This window comes from Chroococcidiopsis sp. CCALA 051 (genome assembly GCF_003015105.1).
Taxonomy (GTDB): Bacteria; Cyanobacteriota; Cyanobacteriia; order Cyanobacteriales; family Chroococcidiopsidaceae; genus Chroococcidiopsis; species Chroococcidiopsis thermalis.
The window spans coordinates 24,708-44,984 of record NZ_PYCI01000046.1 but is presented as its reverse complement, the minus strand read 5'-3'; the positions used below and the strand labels follow the sequence as shown (position 1 = coordinate 44,984).

General features: G+C 45.1%; 16 protein-coding genes. 6 read left to right on the top strand and 10 right to left on the bottom strand.

Annotated features, from left to right (window positions below):
- The 7 genes from C7Y66_RS13425 to C7Y66_RS13390 all read right to left on the bottom strand — a co-directional run.
- Window positions 1–519, bottom strand: a 519-nt coding sequence (locus C7Y66_RS13425; RefSeq protein ID WP_370143940.1) for a tol-pal system YbgF family protein, incomplete at its 3' end; no start/stop codon positions are given.
- 396 nt (window positions 520–915) lie between these two features.
- Complete coding sequence (locus tag C7Y66_RS13415; RefSeq protein ID WP_015154963.1) at window positions 916–1,650, bottom strand: 2-phosphosulfolactate phosphatase family protein; 735 nt, start codon at window positions 1,648–1,650, stop codon at window positions 916–918.
- 222 nt (window positions 1,651–1,872) lie between these two features.
- Window positions 1,873–2,226, bottom strand: coding sequence for an MGMT family protein (locus C7Y66_RS13410; protein WP_015154964.1), 354 nt, complete (start codon window positions 2,224–2,226; stop codon window positions 1,873–1,875).
- Between the two features lie 137 nt (window positions 2,227–2,363).
- Window positions 2,364–3,731, bottom strand: coding sequence for a cellulase family glycosylhydrolase (locus C7Y66_RS13405; protein ID WP_106545960.1), 1,368 nt, complete (start codon window positions 3,729–3,731; stop codon window positions 2,364–2,366).
- 163 nt (window positions 3,732–3,894) lie between these two features.
- Window positions 3,895–4,719: a hypothetical protein gene (locus C7Y66_RS13400; protein ID WP_106545959.1), complete on the bottom strand. Its 825-nt coding sequence runs from the start codon at window positions 4,717–4,719 to the stop codon at window positions 3,895–3,897.
- Window positions 4,704–5,789, bottom strand: coding sequence for a hypothetical protein (locus C7Y66_RS13395; RefSeq protein WP_106545958.1), 1,086 nt, complete (start codon window positions 5,787–5,789; stop codon window positions 4,704–4,706). Before C7Y66_RS13395 ends, C7Y66_RS13400 begins: the two co-directional genes overlap by 16 nt.
- Complete coding sequence (locus tag C7Y66_RS13390; protein WP_106545957.1) at window positions 5,786–7,282, bottom strand: hypothetical protein; 1,497 nt, start codon at window positions 7,280–7,282, stop codon at window positions 5,786–5,788. Before C7Y66_RS13390 ends, C7Y66_RS13395 begins: the two co-directional genes overlap by 4 nt.
- Before the next feature lie 1,127 nt (window positions 7,283–8,409).
- Here C7Y66_RS13390 and C7Y66_RS13385 point away from each other — a divergent pair.
- The 5 genes from C7Y66_RS13385 to folP all read left to right on the top strand — a co-directional run bounded on the left by C7Y66_RS13385 (window position 8,410) and on the right by folP (window position 16,209).
- The gene (locus tag C7Y66_RS13385) at window positions 8,410–10,425 is read left to right on the top strand and encodes a cellulose biosynthesis cyclic di-GMP-binding regulatory protein BcsB (RefSeq protein ID WP_146149783.1); all 2,016 of its coding nucleotides are present in this window, start codon (window positions 8,410–8,412) and stop codon (window positions 10,423–10,425) included.
- The gene (locus C7Y66_RS13380; protein ID WP_106545955.1) at window positions 10,422–12,719 is read left to right on the top strand and encodes a glycosyltransferase family 2 protein; all 2,298 of its coding nucleotides are present in this window, start codon (window positions 10,422–10,424) and stop codon (window positions 12,717–12,719) included. Before C7Y66_RS13385 ends, C7Y66_RS13380 begins: the two co-directional genes overlap by 4 nt.
- A gap of 54 nt (window positions 12,720–12,773) precedes the next feature.
- The gene (locus C7Y66_RS13375; RefSeq protein WP_106545954.1) at window positions 12,774–14,147 is read left to right on the top strand and encodes a hypothetical protein; all 1,374 of its coding nucleotides are present in this window, start codon (window positions 12,774–12,776) and stop codon (window positions 14,145–14,147) included.
- Window positions 14,148–14,390: 243 nt separating this feature from the next.
- Window positions 14,391–15,116, top strand: coding sequence for a triose-phosphate isomerase (gene tpiA / locus C7Y66_RS13370; protein WP_071925438.1), 726 nt, complete (start codon window positions 14,391–14,393; stop codon window positions 15,114–15,116).
- A gap of 238 nt (window positions 15,117–15,354) precedes the next feature.
- On the top strand, window positions 15,355–16,209 hold the full coding sequence (gene folP, locus C7Y66_RS13365) for a dihydropteroate synthase (RefSeq protein ID WP_106545953.1): 855 nt from the start codon (window positions 15,355–15,357) through the stop codon (window positions 16,207–16,209).
- Window positions 16,210–16,249: 40 nt separating this feature from the next.
- Here folP and C7Y66_RS13360 read toward each other — a convergent pair whose 3' ends face one another.
- Window positions 16,250–17,473 carry an extracellular solute-binding protein gene (locus C7Y66_RS13360; RefSeq protein WP_106545952.1) on the bottom strand — a complete coding sequence of 408 codons (1,224 nt, stop codon included), beginning with the start codon at window positions 17,471–17,473 and terminating at the stop codon, window positions 16,250–16,252.
- 4 nt (window positions 17,474–17,477) lie between these two features.
- Complete coding sequence (locus C7Y66_RS13355; RefSeq protein WP_106545951.1) at window positions 17,478–18,113, bottom strand: phycobiliprotein lyase; 636 nt, start codon at window positions 18,111–18,113, stop codon at window positions 17,478–17,480.
- Between the two features lie 628 nt (window positions 18,114–18,741).
- Between C7Y66_RS13355 and C7Y66_RS13350 the strand changes: the two genes are divergently transcribed.
- Window positions 18,742–19,113, top strand: coding sequence for a hypothetical protein (locus tag C7Y66_RS13350; protein ID WP_106167918.1), 372 nt, complete (start codon window positions 18,742–18,744; stop codon window positions 19,111–19,113).
- Window positions 19,114–19,136: 23 nt separating this feature from the next.
- Here C7Y66_RS13350 and cobT read toward each other — a convergent pair whose 3' ends face one another.
- Window positions 19,137–20,249 (bottom strand): nicotinate mononucleotide-dependent phosphoribosyltransferase CobT, encoded by a 1,113-nt coding sequence (gene cobT / locus C7Y66_RS13345; protein WP_106545950.1) that lies wholly within the window; start codon window positions 20,247–20,249, stop codon window positions 19,137–19,139.
- Between the last annotated feature and the right edge of the window lie 28 nt (window positions 20,250–20,277).

The following is a 20,277-nucleotide window of genomic DNA, read 5'->3' as shown; positions in this document are numbered from 1 at the left end:
GATCGCTTCTTGCCAATATTGCGGTTCGTTTTTCCCCAGCACGAACAAGGCTTCTGCCGCTACCGGACTTTTAGAATGGCGCTGGAGTAAGTCTTGCCAAGCGGCTTGAGTTCTTACCTTATCTCCCGTCAAAGAATACGCTTGGGCGCGTTTGAGGGCGATATGAGCCGCTAGTTCGGGATAATCTTTTTCTAAATCTTGCAAAACCGCGATCGCTTTGTCGCCTTGCCGTTGTATGATAAGGTCGCTCGCTATAAGGTAACGGGCGCGGCTGCGCTCGCGAGAGCTAGATTGTTGGGCGATCGCTTGTAATCGTCCTGCTCTCTCGTTGGGAGAAAGAGAAACTAGGGATAAAACTCCTGATTTTGGAATATCTAAGCCGTTTTTTCCTTGCGGTCTCAGCAGAGCAATTCCGTTCTCTCGATAGTTATTGTAGTTAGCAACTATCAGCGGTACACCCAGTAGAGCAATAAATAAGCATACCCCAGCGGCAAAAGCATAAGATCGTCGCTGCAACATAAAGATTAAGTTTAGTTAACCTGAACTTTAGATTAAATCTCTGCCAATCTAGCATTCCCAATTGGCAACTGGCTGCTGCGATCGCTTTTAATTTTTCTGAAAAACAGGAAGTCGGGAGTCGGGAGCAGGGAGTAGGACAAGGGGGAACTCGCTCTTCCCCGCGACCGAAGGGAGTGGGGATTAGGGGGCGAAGGGGGACAAGGAGGACAAGGGAGCAATTCAAAATTCACGCATTCAAAATTCCCCGCACCCTACACCCTACAACGCTAGTTGCTTCAGGGCGCGGAACCCCCCGCACCGCACTGGCTCCCCCACACCCCTTCTTCATGCACTACTTACTACTCGCTCCTGTGTGTCTGCTGTGTGACGTGGAGTTAGAATCAGTGTTGGCATCAATTACAGCTTGACTAAAACCCCAGGTTCTTTTTGGATCGGAACCACGTTTAATATATCGGTCTGAGAGCAGTATTTTAGATCTTCGTGACAGTCTAGGCGTAACAACCGCTTACCGTGACTGGCTTGGTGCATTAGCTCTAATAACTTATCTTGCCATTGGGTAAATAGCGCAGTCGCGCAGATGACTTCATCGTTACCCGCTATTTCTTCGATTGGTAAGCTAGTCTTCTCCCATAAACTATGGGCGATCGCTCCCGCACAAACTGTATCCTCTAATGAAAAACTGCCTTCCCAACCCGAACCGACAATCCAGACTGTTTCTGGTTGTTTTTCTAATACGTACTTTACTACTGCTGCCCGATTGATCAAAGCTGCTGCCATTACAGTTGGAGCATTCTCGATCTTTTGTAGGGCGCGAGTCCCATTTGTTGTACTAATAAATAATCGTCTACCTTCAACTCTTTCTGGGGTGCAGTCGAGGGGAGAATTGCCCATGTCAAAGCCTGCAACTTTTCCCCCGCCTCGTTCTCCTGCCCGCAGTCGTTTTTCTGGCGACCATTTATCGCTGACGTGCATGAGTTGTTCTAGATCGCTAAATACTTGAACGGCTTCGCCACCAGCGGCTAGGACAGTTGCTATAGTAGACGTGGCTCTGAGTACGTCTACGGCGATCGCACAATCTGGGTTGCAGTCTCCAGGTACTAGTTCTGGAGTGTGATAGACGTATAGCTTCACGGGGGAGCGCCCTATAATTTTAAATTTAATTCAAACTTCCGCAATCTTACCAAAGATTGTTTAACAATTATCTTTGATTTTGGTGCTTGCTAAGTTTGAATGAGAAAGGCGATCGCGAACGGTTTATGCTGTGCAAGTACTATTTCTAGCTTTTCCTTTCAATTGCAATACGTGGTGTCTTTTGTACTATTCAGAAATTCAAATACTTACGATTATAAATTTCTATAGATCGAGAGAACTTAAGATAGTTCCATGCAGCATGTCTCTAGAAGGATGCCACAGATATTCTTTAAGATTGATTTTTCCGGCTGAGTTGAATTTTATTCCTTCTTGCTCTAGCAACGTTTTTTGTAAGTAGTCTGCACCATGTCGCAGAGGTGAATAGGAGATTTCGCCTTTTGCATTAATCACTCGCTGCCAGGGAATATCAGAGTTTTTATCCACGCGATAAAGAGCATAGCCGACTAGACGAGCTTTACCATAGAGATTTGCTAAGTCTGCTATTTGTCCGTAGGTGGCTACTTTTCCTCTAGGAATTTGGCGCACTATGTTGTAGATGGTATTGTAGGTAGACATTTGGCAGTTATCAGTTACCAGTTATCAGGGTGTGGGGTGTGGGGTGTAGTGAGTGGTGAATTTTGAATTTTCTTGCTCCCTCAGCTCTCTTTTTCCCCTGATCTCCAGCCACTAGCCACTAGCCACCAGTCACTGTTTCATCGTGGAAATACGTCAATAATTTGATTCAGGTTCATGGCGTAAAATTCATCGCGGTGTGTTATCCCTGCTAATTCCCACAAAAATACGCCTTTTGCTCCCAATTGAAAAGCCTGTTCTGCCCAGTTTCGATAAATTGGAATTCGTTCTTTTTGTAATGCGGTAGCTGGGAGAGGAGAACGATCTGTTTCTGACTGACAGCGACACCAGCCCATTTCTCCTAAATACCAAGGTTTATTACCAAATACAGTAGCGCGAGATTTTATCCATTCTTCTCCCATTTTTACGTAACTTTCGGGAGTCTGGGGGCGATCTGATTGTAGTAAATAATCCCAACCACGGCGATCGCGGAATTGTCTACCACACTCGTTAGGCTTGTTAAATTCTACTGCTTCATGGGTATACATGTGGATGCTTCCCATTGTCAAAGTACTATTTGGCGCAAACAGATTAGTTTTTAGATCGATTCCTTCATAATACTGGCTTTCGTTTTTGAGATAATTTAATTGCAAGTCTATAGGAGAATTTAACCAACCCTCTTCACCTGTAGTAATATTAACTTTTGGCAAACTCCTTTTCACAAAACTAGCTTGACGATTTAACCACTGAGCCACTATTTGATGAGAATATAAATTGTTTTCAATCTTTTGATTCTCCATACTGTAGCGATTCTTACCCCGTGGTTCGTTCATAATATCGAGAATTGCCACTTGAGAATATTTTCGACAAACTTGAAGTACGGGTTGAATGTGAGTTTGAAATAATTTTTCAATTGCTGGATTTGTATAAAAATCAAGACTGTATTTCAAATAATATTCTTCATCTTTGCGGTTGCAATAAGCGTCAAACCATTCTTCTCGATCGATTTTGTTTACCCATTCTAAATATCTAAGAATACCACCGTACTCGATCCAATAGTTAGCCAAAACAGGGACGAGATAAAATTCCATTTCGGCTAATGACTGCATCATTGCGTCTAAAACATCTAGCACTCGACGATCCATTTGTTGAGCCGTCGTCCACAGCATGGCATCAAAATGAAACGGTCGATTGACTCCCTTTTTTACAGTTTGTCTTTTGTCTGAGGGATAGTTATTACCAGCCAGAAACCGAATTGCATTAATTTTACTGCGATCGCGTAATCTAGCTAATCCCAGTTCGTCTTGCAGGTATTTACGGATAGTTTGACGTAGATTAGCTTGAGGATTTTCCTTTGCTTTCCGATAGCTTTCTGTCAAAAGATAGAAAGCATTAATTCCATAAAAAGGTTCGGAAGCTGCACTATTAGCAGGTAGTAAATGAGTGGCGATCGCTCCCATCGCTGCATACGATCCAGCTCGAATTAATTGCCTTCTAGTTAGATTCATATGAAAGTTAAAAGTCAAAAGCTAAAAGTTAAAATAAACTGAGTTAGAGTATCGGGTTAACTAGCTTAATTTCATAAGCGATCGCTCCACCAAAATTAATTTAACCGTTTGTTGCATCAATACGATAACGTTTTGACTTTTGACTTTCAACTTTTGACTTTCTTCACGGTGATTTTGGTTCTGTAGGGGGCGCAGGTGTTTCTGATTCTGCCTTTTTCCCAGCTCCGAATGTATACCAAATTTGAGCTTCAAAACTGCCACCAAATTCAGTTAAGTTTTTAAAACCACCTACAGACAAAGTTAAATTGTCATTTGCACCCCAACGCATCTGTCCGCCGATTTTGGAAAAATCTTCGTTATCTGATTCTCGCAAGCGATAAATCCCGTAAAATTGGGTTGCGAGGGCGAACCGACGCAATATATCGACGCTGAGTTCTCCAGTGAGACGCAACTCATCGCTAGACGAGCCAAAATAATCGCGATAGCCGACTTCTACAGTTCCATAACCAAAACGCTGTTTGCCCACTTGAAAGCCTCGGCTGACGGGTAAACTCACTTCTAAGCCAACATCTTGATTCCCCGCACCGGAAGGATCGTCGTCAGCATCATAACCTAAAGGCACGATGATATTAGCTTGTAAGGCTGTTGCCCAGTAGGGATCGCGGTTGAAGCGCCAGCGAATACCAGTTTCTTGAGGTGCAAAGCCTGAATTTTCATCTCCGCCTCTGTCGTCATTTTTCGACCAAGCAAAGGGTGATTTGAAAATAAAGGTCAAATTGTCTTGTAAACCATGTTCTAGATAAAACTGAATTTCTTGTTTGTGAAAAGTGTCGGTATCGAAATTGCTATAGCTGAGGGAAGTGAAGTTGAAGTTTTTTGGTTGAGTAAATCCCCCTGCTAAACTTGGCAATGATTCTGCGATCGCGCATACTCCGCTGAGTAACACTATAGCGATCGCTCTTTTGAGGTGCTTTACCCTAAAGCCCATTCTCCCTCCTGTATAACCCCTTTAAAAGTCTTTGCGGCATCTAGGGCATTATAGGGATTATTCTTGTACAAACCGTAGTGCATTAAAGAAAACTTATCTAGTCCCATGTCAGAAACTATTTTTAACCAACTCGGTTGTGCCATGATCGCAAAGTCTCGCGTCACCGTATCGGCACGACCCCCATTGGGATGAAATTCTTTAATTGAAGGCTCGTAGTGCGACACCATCAAGGATTTGCGGTATTTGGAAAAAATTTCGCAACACTGGCGAATTTGTTCGGGGTTGCCTGGGTCGGGACGCTGAATTTCTGGGTTAAATTCCCCTGCTGGTCTGGGTCGCATCGATTGAAAAGCAACACCATCCATTTGCTGCATCATCTGGGCAAAAGGGGGAATCATGCTTCTACCGCTACCCTTAGCGGGAAAATCAAACGTCACAATCCATCCACCCCAACTGGGAGCTACCCAAGCACTCGGTAACTGACGCTTAATAACTGCCCTCGCCTGCAAAAGATTTTGCATCAGTTTTTCGTAGTATTTTTCGGTTTGGGCGTTATACGTATCTGCGGGTACGCGCCAGTAGGAAAATTCAGTTGCTAGCGTCCAGTAGGTTTGTCTGCCTTTAGGATTGGCTTTGCGAATGTATCCAGCTAATTCTTCCAAGTCTTCTAAGTATTGCTGGGAGATGTGATAGTCTCCCGTGGGTAATTTAGTATCATCTTCCCAGGTAATGACTTGTAAGCTGTAACCAGCTGAAAACCAAGCTGATAGCAACCCTTGTCGATGCCAAATTCGCCAGAAACTCAAATCGCCTTGTTTGCCATTCACGCAGTTGAGCCACCCAGTGAGAAAATCGGGCGACCAAGCTTGAACTAATTCTCGCACGGCGGGGTTTGCTTTAATCTCTCCTATGAGTTGAGCCGGATCTGCTCCAACACCAAGATGCCAACGGGTAGCGTTGCCTGCTTGCAATACTGGCTCTTTGCCAGCAAAACGGCGATCGCAAAATGTGAGCAGCATCGAAGTGGCAAACAAACCTTGCAAATATTGACGACGAGAATAGCGGTTCATGGTGGGCTAAGGCGTTGCAGAAGCTTATAGTGTGGGTTGCCAAATACCTCCTGAAAACCTGGCAGTGTGCTTTCAGTTAGTTGAGGCCAATAAGATAAAATTCGGTCTTGCTCGCTACCGCGAGTCTGCGCCCCTGGAATCAAAATATAATCTGTCAGCAAATCTGGTTGTTGTAAAGCCAAGAAAAACTCGTTTTGATAGGGCAAAATAAAGTAGCTAGCATCATTGAGCATGTAAATCACTGGAAAGTTAACTGCATCGTCAAGCAATACTTTTTGACCTGGTAAAAGTTTTTCGTGCAACACCTGAGCAATTTGTCTTTGTGCCTGTTTTTGTTGCAGCCATTGTTGTACTGGAATTGTGGTCAAATGTTCTTGACCAGAGATCTGTCGCCAGAAAATAGCTTCTTCTGGTATGACCCGATCTTGTTGTAAGAAAGACGCACCGATCGCCAAATTGGCGACTAAAGCTGCTGTCAGCAAGGAACGCTGCCAGAGTTGAGTTGGAGTTTGGATTTGGACGATCGCTGGTAGAATTCCTAAGAAAACTCCAAAGCGGCTGACCTCTGCCATAAAGGCTCCCTGAAAAAATCCAGCTACTAAAAGCATGACTGGCAATAGCAAAATTGCCGTAAATAACAGCTTTTGTTTCGATTTCCAGATCGTCCAACCCGCGATCGCTAAATATACAGGCACGACTTGTACTAGCCAAGCGAAGCTCTGCCACCAACTATTCAAAAAATCCTCTTGTTGCAAGAAGATTTTAGTCTCTGCTAATCTCATCCCGCTGTAATGGCTGTTGAGAAAATAGTAGGCATCTCCAGTAAACATCCAGTTCATATACAACCACGTCGCAATCAGGACGAGGCTCATGAATAGGGTGACTAAGATTGCCGTTACTTTAAAATCCCAAGCTTCGGTAGGAAATAACAGCAGAACGATTAAGGCGACTGCGGGTAAAATTAGCCAAGCTTCGTAACGCAGTAGCATTAGGGGCGCTAATCCCAGTCCTAATAGAACTAAGAGTAAGGTAGTCGGTAGCGATGGTATTTCTTGCCCTTTCGCCAACATCCATAGCACTGCCATCAGCAGCATCAAGAAAATCGTCACGGCAACCCAAACTGGACTTCGCAGTAGCATTAAGCTAAAAGCGGGGTTCAAGACAATTAAGACAGTCCAAACGCTACGCCAAATCGCAGGAACGGCAATATTGCCCATCTGCCAGACAATTAACCCGACTGCGATCGCCCCTAGCAAGGCTTGCAAGGTAATCGCCGAGCCAACAATCAACGTGGAATAGACCATTAGTGGCGGAAAAATGGACACGATCGCCCGATATCGGGGTTCAGCTCCATTGAGGGCTTGCAGTGCTTTTGCTCCCAGAAACTCCGTATCGTAGTTAGAAAAGCCACTCATATCTAGCCAAGCCAAAATCAGACCCAGCCCGATCAGAGCGATTGCCCCTGCACTTAGCCCTTTCAAAAGATTAGGCATGTCGGAATTGACCAAAGATAGTTCATTTATTTACGTTAATCGGTCGCGGCTATCTCGCGTCCAATTCATTTGACCGTGCTAATGAAACTATTGGTTCTTGTTGCAACTCGTGCAGCAAGCGCAGAGCAGGGAGAATACAATCGGAGCGGGCTTCTACTTACCTTGAATTCCCAGAGATCGGATTGGAATTTCTGATGGCAAGACTCAGACCTTCCCTTCTCATGATTCCTCTGTTCGTGCAGGAGGCAGCAGGATCGATCCATCTGCTATTGACTTGCCACCTACTTTTTTCTCGATATACTCGATCTAACTGTTGCCATTTGCTCCAGCCTGCATGTATTAAGTAGTTATGTTTTTTCATATGCTGCACGTTCATGCATATACTCTACGTATATATGGACTCAGGCAAAGCTCCTAACTAGAAATGTGACATAATTTGTTGCCCATATCTTTGAGTCACTGTTTTTATTTATACCATACCTTGAGTAGTTATTTATACTCTATTGAGCGAATATTTGTAGCTTGATATAGGCTAAAGGTGAAGCGGTCGCTCGGTCTTAAAACTGGAAAACTGGAAACAAAATCGGAACTATAATTGTCAGTGATGTTTTTACAATCAACCAATTAAAAGTTATATAGCAATCTACCTTGTTATCTCAATCTATGTTGCCTGTTAGATTTTGACAACCAGGAGTCAGGAGTCAGAAGAATTAATTGAAGACCTTGTTAGACAAACCCACAGATAGGCAAACCCAGATTTATGCAGACCCATAGCCTACGCTCAGACTATTATGCGTACCCTGTCGTACAGATTCAAGGAAGGCGATCGCTCGGTCGAGACAAACGCAGTGAGATTGTTATATTTGGGTAGTTGCTTTGACTGCCTATTTATTATTTAATAGCTGAATTGCTTGTTAATCTGTTGCAGACCCATATTATAAGCCACTTGTCCAACTTATTAGAATTATTTTTATATAACTTTATGTCGATTGAGACAAGCCATTATGAGTAGTGTTTCTTGACTGGTAAAACATACAAAAAATCAACAGGCGATCGTGCCAACCGATCGAAAATTAGCGAAGATTAAAAATTTTGTGAGAGATTGTGCGACCGATAGGAGAAAAGTCTTGAATAGGAAAAATAGCCGCACTGCGATCGAATTAGGGCTAAGCGCGATCGCGCCTTTGTGCTTATGTCTGGGAGTTTCTCCTGCCGTGCTAGCCCAATCAGCAGAAGTCATTTCCCTAAAAACGCTCGGTTATAATCGTTCAATCGTCCTGAGCGGAGTAAATCCAGAAGTTGAAATTAGCGTTCCCGCGCCCAGAGGTGGACTTGACCCTAGTAAGAGTTTCATGGAGCTAAAGCTGGAACCCTCATCGGTACTCAATGAGAATTCTTCCGTGCGGTTGCTCGTCTATGGCGAACCGATGAAGGTCGTTTCTGTCAAATCGCTGCTAGCAAATCCAGTTGTTAAACTACCTATACCGTCTCTGCCTCCGGGAGAATCGTATATTAATGTATCGATCCAGCCTTACTTATTCATCACCAACGATACTCGCCGAGATATACCTACAGGTAATCTATTTTTAAAAGTCAATAAAGATAGTTTTTTCCAAATTACGCCACAGTATACCGATAATAGTATTGATGGCTTCTTCAAGTCTTTCTACAAGCAAATCGATCTCGTCGTTCCCAACCAGCTGAATCGCGATCGCGCCGAAGTTGCCTTGTGGCTGTACAGCGTTTTAGCCTACCAGTTTCGCGAATATCAAATTCCGATCTTTTGGCGTTGGGGTACAGCTCCTGCTACGCCTGGTTCAGCGCAAGTCGTGCTACACAACGACCCGAACGGTCCTGATGTCGAGCGGCGGGGTTCTGTATTGCGGGTGCGGGCAAATCCCAGAGCCGTACAGTCTCTAGCCGCAGACTTTTATCAGCCAGCTTTAGTAGGGCGGGGATTGACCCTAGAGAGCGTCGATACGTTTAGACCGAGAACCAATATCCAAAGCCGTTCGTTTCAAGAACTTGGCGTTCGCAACAGCGTCATCCGCATGTCTGCGGGAACGCAATCATTGCCCCTACAATTCGACTTAGCTCAACTGGGGGGAAGACCGCAAAACCTAGATCTCGTCCTGAATGCCACTTTTACCCCTACCTACGGACAGCAGGGAGAGCGCCTCACCGCGCAAGTTTACCTTAACAATACCTTAATCCAGTCTTACAATCTTCAAGATAAGACCGTTCTAAAAACAACACTAGCTTTGCCGACTAACCTACTACAGCGGACGAATAATCTAGAGGTGATGTTTGCATACGCTCCCAACGAAGGCGGTGGAGCAAACAAACCCACGGGCGAAGTGATCGTTCAACTCGATCGGGAATCGTTTTTGAGTTGGAGCGGCTACCAAGGTCCGACGGGAACTTTGAGCGATTTACCCCATGTGTTTTTGCAACCGGGACAGTTAGTTATCGATACTTCTAGACCCTCATTACTAGCCGCAACAGCTTATCTATTAGGAGCGATTAGTCGCTTGGGGCAGCAACCCGTGTTTCCTCAACTGGTAGATGCGGCATCAGTTCGAGATTGGTCGAATTTACCCAAAGATCAACTCGACCGACCCCCAACGTGGAGACTCATGGCGATCGCGCCTCAAACTCACGCTCTCCCAGCACCAGTACGGCTGAATGAAGGCACGTTTGAAATTTTCAACCCCGTTAATCAAAAGCTGTTACTGCAAGCTCAACCTACAGATCCGTTTGGAATTCTCCAATATTTTAACTATCAAAACACACCTACCCTGTGGCTGAGTTGGTGGGGGCTAGAACCAGCAATGGCAGAACAGTTAGGACAAGCTTTGGGCGACCCGCGCACTTTGTTAGCCAGCCAGTTAGATGGTAACGTCGTCACCGCCACCGACTCGCGACGAGTCCAAATTTGGGATTTGGGCGATCGCACTCTGCAAGTTAACTACCCAGGGGCGAGAAGCTGGCAAATTTTCTGGCAGCGTTACGTCAACCCTTTAATTGTAGTCGGTTTGATCTTGGGGGGATTCGTTGCTTGGCGAATTTATCAGCGCGTCGGGCGATCGCCTGGTGCTACAGCTACAGCCGCTAATCCAGTTGAAAAAGCTAAAAAACTATGAGGGATTTTCAACCCCAAATTGAGGCTAAACTTCTAGAGTCGGGTTGTCTGACCTCGGAACAATTACAAAAGGCGATCGATTTACAAGCAAAAATTTCTTGTTCTTTAGGTAAAGCCTTATGGAGCTTGAATTTTCTGACACAGGCAGAGTTTTTGCACCTGATCGGCACTATTAGCGGACACATCTTACTCACAGATTGGTTAGTCGTCTCTGGCAGCGTCCTAGACTTTAGCATTGCCAAAACTTTTGAGCCAGCGTACTTGCGGGAGTTAGGTTTTTTTCCCTGCGCTTGGCAAGACAGCAATACCCTGGTTGTAGCCGTAGAAGAACCGAATAATATTGCGATTAGGCAAGCGATCCGCAGCCATTGGTCGCAGGTCAAAATTTACGAAGTTCTCGCTACCGAAAACCAAATTTTCAGCTTGGTATTTGAGGAAAACCTGGCTGCGGAACTACTCGACAAGGGTAGATTGACGGTAGCACAATGGCAGGAAGCCCAAGCGATTCAACAGCGTACCGGATCGCCATTGGGGGAAATTCTGCCGCGCTTGAATTATTTGCGACCGATTGACTATGTAGAAGTCCTTTCTCTGCTAACAGGTTTGAGCATTTTTTCTCGCTTAGCCGGGGCGGGAATTAGGCAAATCGACTTAAAACTCATGCACCGCTTTGACCCGCAAGTGATGATGGGCGATCGCTTCATCCCCTTGGCTTGGGTTAAGCCGCACGCCCTCATGGTTTTGGTGCATGACCCCTTCGATTTAGTTGTAGAAGCTGCGATCTACGCTCAATTTCCTGGGGTGGAACTGGTTAAAGTGTTGGGGACGGAGAATGACATTACGCGAATGCTCGATACCTGTTATCGTCAAGAATTCAGCCGCCGTGCCATTTACCAACTCATGGCGCGATCGCCTAAAGACTCTGCGGCAAGGGTTTTTACCCCCGCTCAAATTGCTGTTGGCTATATTTTATTTGCCATAGTTTTATGGGGTTTGGCGTTTGACTGGTGGCATACGCTAGCATTTTTAATCGCCGCCTTGAATATTTTCTTTGGTGGTGCGGTGATGTTCAAATTGATTTTGAGTTTAATTGGAGCCGCCGATCGCACTCACCAAATTACTAAAGTAGAAGTGAATTCGATCGACGAGCAAACTTTGCCAACCTATACTGTTTTAGTCCCAGTTTATAACGAACCAGAGGTGACACCAATTTTAATTGATGCCCTCAGTAAACTCGACTATCCGCATGAAAAGCTCGATGTTCTACTCTTGTTAGAAGAAAAGGATTTAGCCACAATTAACGCCGCCCAAGCTGCTAATCCGCCACGCTATATTCGGTTTATTTACATTCCCGATAGCCATCCAAAAACCAAGCCGAAAGCTTGTAACTACGGTCTTTCCTTCGCCAGAGGAGAATATTTAACTATTTACGATGCTGAAGATATTCCCGATCCCGACCAACTCAAAAAAGCAATTTATGCCTTTAGAAATGGCTCGCCGGATTTAGTTTGCGTCCAAGCTGCGCTCAATTACTATAACCGCGATGAAAATTTTTTGACGCGGATGTTTACCTTAGAATATTCCTATTGGTTTGACTATCTATTACCAGGATTAGAAACTTTAGGGCTACCGATCCCCCTGGGGGGAACGAGCAATCATTTTCGTACCGATCGCCTGCGAGAATTAGGCGGTTGGGACCCTTTTAACGTCACCGAAGATGCAGATCTCGGAATTCGTGCCAGCAAGCGGGGATATACGGTAGGGGTGATTAACTCCACGACTTATGAGGAAGCTAACTGCGAGTTTAAAAATTGGATTCGGCAGCGATCGCGCTGGATTAAAGGCTACATGCAAACATGGTTAGTCCACAATCGCGCCCCCCTTAAATCGCTACGGAAACTAGGCTTAAAAAGCTGGCTTGCCTACCAATTTTTAATTGGAGGCACGGTGCTGATTTTTCTAATTAGTCCGATCTTGTGGGTATTGTTGATTTACTGGCTTGCCACCCGTGCTTATTGGTTAGAAAATTTAATTCCTGGGTGGGTTTTATATATTTCTTTATTTAATCTTAGTATTAGCAATGCTTTAGGTATATATTTGAATATGATTGCAGTATTTCGGCGACGCTACTATAAACTTTTATTGTATGCGTTGCTCAATCCTTTATATTGGCAGTTCCATTCCATAGCCGCTTATCTGGCTTTATGGCAATTGTTCGCCAAACCTTATTATTGGGAAAAAACTATTCATGGACTTAGTAAATTTACCAAAACATATTTACAATTCTCCGAGTGATCGGCTCGCCCAATCTTTGCCAAAATCAGAGGAAGGCGATCGCGCTAGCTGACTATGATAAAACATAAAAAGGTTAATAAAATTGGTTTAAATAAGGTTTGGAAATCGGGAGTTGGAAGTCGGGAGTCGGGAGTCGAAAATAATTTTTCCGCCTCAGCCTCCTCAACTCTCTTCTCCGCATTGTCTCCTTATCGTCCCCTCTTGACGGGGATAATTGGATCTTTGCTAACAATACTTTCAGGTTGTGCTTTCCAGTCGCCTGAAGTCGTTATCAACAATACAAAAACAGTAGAAGACATCACTCAAACTGCTACGTCAACCACTGCTGCGATCCCCAGAACGGTAAAGACAACTCCAGTAGATAGGCAAGTACTCCAACAGCTAGAAGGGCGACTTTACCAACAGTTGCAAGTGCTGATGGCAAAAGCACAAGGAGCAAGACCTGATGGCTATGTCTATACAGTAGACTTGAGCCAAATCCTCTACTATGCAGCTGGAAAAAAAGACTCTAGACTGTATCTTCCCTTGCGAGATTTTGCAACTCGTAACTTGATAATCGATAAAAAATCAGACCCTTACACGAAAGGATTTGTGCTTTGGCGTTATCGCGATGGTGCGCCTGCTGATGCATCGGGAACGACAGAAGCTTTACGCCTGGCAGAAAGTTTGTGGCTGGGTAGCCAAACATTAGGAGATGAAACAGATCGCCAACTGGCAATGTCGATTTTGCAAGGATATACCCGTCACGCTCAAATAGACCACGATAAATGGTTAATCCGCAACTATTTTAACTTGCAAACCCGCGCCTTTGCCAATAACTCCTTTCTCGTCGGCTACGACCCAGATTTATTGAAAATTGTCGCTCAAGTGACGGGCGATCGCGAGTTAAAGTCAGTGGCGCAAAAATCTTACGCCACAATTCGCGAAGCAGCAACCCCTTCAGGATTGTTGTATGACATCATTCAACCAGAAGTATTGACCCTAGTACCAGAACTCAAACAACTAGCAATTTTCTCTCCCAATGATGTCGTGAAGCTAGCTAATACCTGTACTGTAGCAGAGAGAGCCGTGGAGGAAGCGCCGGAAGTCGGACAGCGAGTCATCCGCTTTGCCTTAGCACGAATGCCCAATCTCAATACATATTATTACGGGCGCGATGGAGAACCAGTTATTCCACAAAAAGCAGAAATTCCTACATATGCTTGCTTGGTTAGGTTATCGGCAAAATTGAAGGAAGAAAAAGCCATGTATGCCTTCCTCAATCCCTTTGTCAACCATGCAGAGTTTATGGCACAAAACATCAACCAGTTTAGCCTTTACACCGTAGGTGAAGCGCTATTGGCTCTCCAGTCAGTCTCTCAGTTTAATCCACCTGGAAGTCGCGATCGGCTCCAAAGTTCGAGCGTTTCTATGAGAGATAGGGTATAGGGAAGGACAAGGAGGACAAGGGAGACAAGGGGGACAAGGGAGAATTCAAAATTCAAAATTCAAAATTCAAAATTTACACCCCACACCCCTTCTTCACGCACCACTACCAATTACCTATTACCCATTACCAACTACCAATTCCCCACACCCCACACCCTGTCCGCTGATAACTGGTAACTGGTAACTGATAACTGTAAACTGGTGTAAACGATTTGTAGTGTCATTAGGAAAGATCGATCGCCCGTGCGGAAAATAGTTATTGCTGGCAACTGGAAAATGTTCAAGACCCAGGCAGAATCCCAAGAGTTTTTACTAGGATTTTTGCCGTACCTGGTGGAAACTCCTCCAGAAAGAGAAGTGGTGTTGTGCGTTCCTTTTACGGACTTAAGCATCATGTCGAAGAATATGCACGGTACGAGAGTACAGCTAGGAGCGCAAAACGTCCATTGGGAAGCGTCAGGGGCTTATACGGGTGAAATCTCTGCTCCCATGCTGCTAGAAGTTGGCGTACGTTATGTTGTTATTGGACATAGCGAACGACGGCAATTTTTTGGTGAAACTGATGAAACGGTAAATTTACGGCTGAAGGCAGCTCAAAGTTTCGGTCTGACCCCAATTTTATGTGTAGGTGAATCGAAGCAACAACGGGATGCGGGCGAAACTGAATCCCTGATTTCTATGCAGTTGCAAAAAGATTTAGTGGATATCGACCAGCACAACTTGATCGTTGCCTACGAACCAATTTGGGCAATTGGTACGGGAGATACTTGTGAAGCCAAGGAAGCCAATCGCGTTATCGGTTTAATTCGCAGTCAGTTGAGCAATCCTGATGTACCGATTCAATACGGTGGTTCTGTGAAACCCAACAACATTGACGAAATTATGGCACAGCCAGAAATTGATGGTGCGTTGGTTGGGGGTGCGAGTCTGGAACCTGATGGTTTTGCGCGGATTGTCAATTACAAATAGTGTCGTACCTTAGGGGCGGGTTTTTTGAGGATGACTGTACCATACAAACATTTTTGCGGTTAAACCCGCCCTGACCTAACGTTTGGGTTGTAATTGACCAGATTAATGTCACGCAAAGACGAGCCAGCAACGTGCGGGGTTTCCCGCCGTTGAGGTGACTGGCGTAGCGAAGGCGCGAAGATAGGAAGGGTTTCCGTGGTTTGTAGGGGGGATCCTTCTCAAAAATTTTTAAGTGAAAATGGTTGTCCAAAGTTCTTTGGTTATTCGCGATCGCTCTTTTGAGTGGGGTAAGCGTACCTATATTATGGGGGTGCTGAATGTCACGCCTGACAGTTTTAGCGATGGTGGTGAGTTCGATCGCCCTAGCGCGGCTTTGGAGCAAGCGCAGCGTCTCGTAGCAGCGGGTGCAGATATTATTGATATTGGCGGGCAGTCAACTCGTCCAGGGGCGATAGAAGTTTCTGTAGCAGAAGAATTAGAGCGGGTACTATCGGTGGTGCAATTGTTGCGTCCTGCAATTTCCGTGCCGATCTCTGTAGATACGACTAGAGCGGCTGTAGCTAGGGCGGCGATCGCCTCGGGAGCGGATATAGTTAACGATATTTCTGGGGGAGTGTTTGACCCAGAAATGCTGGCTACGGTGGCAAAATTGGGTGTACCAATTGTCCTCATGCATATGCGCGGTACGCCGCAAACAATGCAACAACTGACGGATTACGAGGATTTAATTGGGGAAATCTATCAGTTTCTTGAAAGTCGCGTTGCAAATGCGATCGCTTCTGGGATCGATCCTGCTCGAATTATTATCGATCCCGGGATTGGTTTTGCCAAGAAATACCATCAAAGTATCGAAATTCTGCGTCGTTTGTCAGAATTTCGCGCTCTGAATTGTCCCATATTAGTTGGAGCATCGCGGAAAAGTTTTATCGGTCATATTTTAGAGCAACCCGACCCGAAAGCACGAGTCTGGGGGACGGCAGCGGCTTGTTGCGGGGCGATCGCTCATGGTGCAGATATTGTACGCGTCCACGATGTCAAAGAAATGCATGATGTTTGTCGTGTGGCTGATGCTTTATTTAGGAGTGAGGTGTGAGGAGCGAGGAGCGAGGGAGAAAAGAGGGCTGAGGGAGCATTTACCGTTTATCGCTCTCGACTTCCGGCTTTTGACTTTTGACTTTTGATTTTTGACTTGACGATTTTTCTCTCATTCCCTTCCACAAAGCTTGATACTGCTGAATTGCATCTGGATCTAGGGGGCGCAAAAATTCGCTCTTGTCCAGAATATTATCATTGGGTACTAGGAGAGGGCGTAGTTCTGCTTGAATGTTGTCGGGATCGATCTGGAAGGGAATTGGTGAATTCGTTCTACCAAAGAGCAGAATTTGTCGAGCGATCTGGGGTTGCCAGCAAAAATCAATCCATTGGTATTCTAAAGCGCGATCGCTGTTTGCCTGTATCGGATTTGCCCAGAGATCTGCCCACAGTGAAGTTCCAGACTGCGGAATTATCGCCGCAATCTGACGGTGGCGTTGCATCACAGGGATGATGTCGTTTGACCAGCCTACAGCTAACCACGTATCTCCCAAAATTAATGGCTGCAAATAAGTATCCGAACTGTAAAGTTTGACCTGCGGCTGGAGGCGATTCAACTGGACGGTTAAATCTGGGACTTGGCTCGGGTTTTCCGTGTTATACGATTTGCCAAGGTATTTCAGGGTTAAGCCGATAACCTCGCGGGGATGATTTGGTAGGGAAATGCGATCGCGCAGTTCTTCTCGCCATAAGTCTCCCCAGTCTTGCGGTTTCCAGTTTAAAGACTTAAATTTATCCCGATTGTAAGCAATAACGGTGTAACCCCAACGGTAGGGAGCAGCCCAAACATTGCCTTTTGCGTCAAATTGTCCTGCTTGGTTACGCCTAACTAATTCTTGCCATCGATTCGGTAACTGCGACCATTGAGATAGTTGTGTCGGATCTAAGGGTTGAATTAGATTTTGCCTAATTGCTGCTGCAAGCCAGTAGTCGCCCACAGTTACTAAGTTAGCAGGGTTGGGATTTTGAGGTTTAAGCCATGAAGGTAGGGGAAGTTGCGATCGCCAATCTTCCTCTATTGGCTTTTGATTGTTTTGCTGCCAAGATTGCAAGCGATCGAATAAGCTACTCAGTTGTTCCACTGAGGCGAATTCTAGACTAGCAGTCTGCTGCATCTTTGTCCGAAATTTTTGCAAAACTTGATTGGGGAGCGAACCTTTGAGTAATTGCACGCGCAGTTTGGCTCGTTCCTGGGTGTTACACCCTGCGAGTAACTGACCGAGTAATAGCGTTCCCGTACCGAATAAAAACGACCTACGATCCATTTCCTTAAGCTGGTTGCTTCCGTTCCACCCCGAAACCAACCAAATCGATAATACTAGGTGGTTCTTCTATATTGGCAGGGCGTTGGTAGGTAATGATGGTACGCAAGCGTAAATCGGGGGTGACAATACGCATCTGATCCACTGCTACAGAACGCTTGTAGTAGGTTGTCATTTCTAGAGTTTGGCGCGTGGGTTGGTAAGTGAAACGTCCGGCGATCGCCCCTGCTTCGGAATAGCCTTCATCTCGTAAATAAAAACCCCGAATCGTTTCTGCTGTGGAATCAACTGCGGCGGCTGTTGGTGGAGGAATTTCCCGAACTACCGTATCTGAAGTAACGCAGGTATCGGGTACGAATAAAGCTTGTAGGCTCATTGATAGAGTTTCCCCAGTTTCCGAACGAGTGTTAAAGGCGATCGCAAATCCTGGCAATGCATTATTTGCGTCAATTCTTGATAGATCGACTTTAATGCCATTCAAGGCAGAAATGGAGAGAATTTGCTGTTTTTGCGCTAATTCTAAGGTAGTCACATCATATTCGGTATACGACTTTTCTACCTGCCCTGCTAGTAGATAATGATAAGTCCGTTCAATTTTCCATTTACCCACGCAAACAGTAAAAAACTCTTGAAAATTTAGCATTTTTTTCTCAGTATAATGCGTTACGTTCTCAATCTCTTCCCTTAGATAGAAGATTTATACTTGTGGCTAAACTATTGCTTCTAAGTTAATACATTGAGTACAGTGAGTGCTGGCTCTAGATGAATTGTGAATTTTTTCTTGGTCGATTATATAGATCGCTACGCCAACAAAAGCCTGAATTATTGTAGTTTATAAGTAATGTTACTGAGTGGAGCGGTTAAGATAATGCGATCGCCAATCTAGTTCAAGCGGGCAGGAAGTAGAGGTAGAAGGAAAAAATACTTACGTTAACTGTAGATTTACTTCGATCGCGCTGCACTAATCTTTCTACCCAGAAAAAACCTCGAACTTTTAGCTCTCTGGAATATTGACAATTTGAGGCTGAAATTGAGAAAAATGTAACATGACAGCGATCGCCCTCCTTAAATCCTCTTTTATGCTTAAACTAAATACATATTAGCGAGAATAACACTACAAATTAGTATTTATTTTTGTGTAAATATTCTGAGAAAGTTATCGCTTTAAAAGCAATTTTGTCAAAAGTTAAATGATTGATAAGTAGAGTAAACTTTGCCCAATTGTTGCATAGCATATAAGAATCAGTAAAGGCAGGCATAGAGGGTATTCAATGGAACCACTTCAAAAACAAGTCCTGATCTTGAGTAATAAAGTCGATACCCTTTATCAGGTAGTCGATCGACTCAACAGTCAAGTCTCTTCCGCTCTTACAGAGTGTCGTTTAACTCCAGCATCAGCGCCAACAGATGTGATGGGAGAAGCTAATGGACGCTATGGAAATAACAGCTATAGCGCTTCCAAATTAGCTATGGAACACAAAGACGTGCTATTAGATAGCAACGAGTTAGATACCCATCTCCACAGTGGTGAAAAGGAGTTAGCGCCCGAAATTCAAATTCAGCGGCTCACCGCACAATTAACCGCAGCCTACAATCGGATAGCTGCCTTAGAAGAACAATTGCTAGCACGGAGAATTCACTAATTGAGTGAGCAGTGACTTACGACTTAGTAATTCATTCTTGCCATCAATGCTTCGATCGCTTGTAGGAGTTGAGTCTGACTCCAGCCAGCTGTGAGAGAGGAGGCGATCGCGCAACCACCCGCGCCCATACCCTCTTTTACGTAACCTTGCTCGTAAGCGCGAAGTTGAGTATATCTGGAAGTTACAAAACTCAGCTCAGTTGACAAAAGCGTTACAGTATCTATACTGGCAGCAAGTTCAACTGTTTTCCCCGTCGGATCTTCCGCTACCCAGCGAGTAGTTCCTACAACAACAGCTTCAGAATGCCACTCGAGATGATATGCCTTGACTACAGATTGCATTAAGGCATAAACAGCTAGCATTTGCGTACCACCAGCTAAGATAACTCCTTTGGTGCGACTAGCAGCGATCGCCATTCCAGCGACGACAATTTGCATCGGATCGCCCACCGCTGCTACGAGTAACCCGGGATCTTCTACAGGTATCCGTTCCCACAGTCCAGCACGCTGCAACCCTGCTTGGACTAACTCCCATTTTTGGGTATGGTTGCAAATCGGATGACTGCTGTTTACCTTACCAGCAGCATCAATACCCAAACCAGTTAAGATCGCGAGTGCCGTTGTGGTTCCACCCACGACACACTCGCCAATAATTAGGTAGTCATGGGAACTCTTACCAAGACGTTCTCCCCAAGCTAAACCTTGCTCCAGTAAATATTTTACCGTTGCTAATGGCAATGCCTCCCCTTGACTCAAACACCGAGCAGGAGTCCCGCCCAAATCGATTGTCGGTACGGTTGGCGGTTGGGGCAACCCAGCATTAAATAAATAGAGAGGAATATTTAACGCCTCCACAACAGCACGAGAGATCGCCACAGGAGAAGCCCCCGCAGGCAAAGGAGGTAAGGCATTCTGCGGCTGAGGCTGAGGACCTCGAACTAAAAATTCAGCATCCGCGATCGCCGTATATAGTCGATCTTCAGGAGTCAGCCCAGCTGCCGAGATCCCAGGAATTAAGCCTGTTTCTGTAAACCCCAAAACACAAGCAAAGGCGGGAGAACCACCTCGATACCGTTCTATCCAAGCTTGCCCTTGTTTTAATTGGGTGTAAATTCGGATTGTCACATTCTTTTCCATGCATATGTAGAGACGTTCTATGACACGT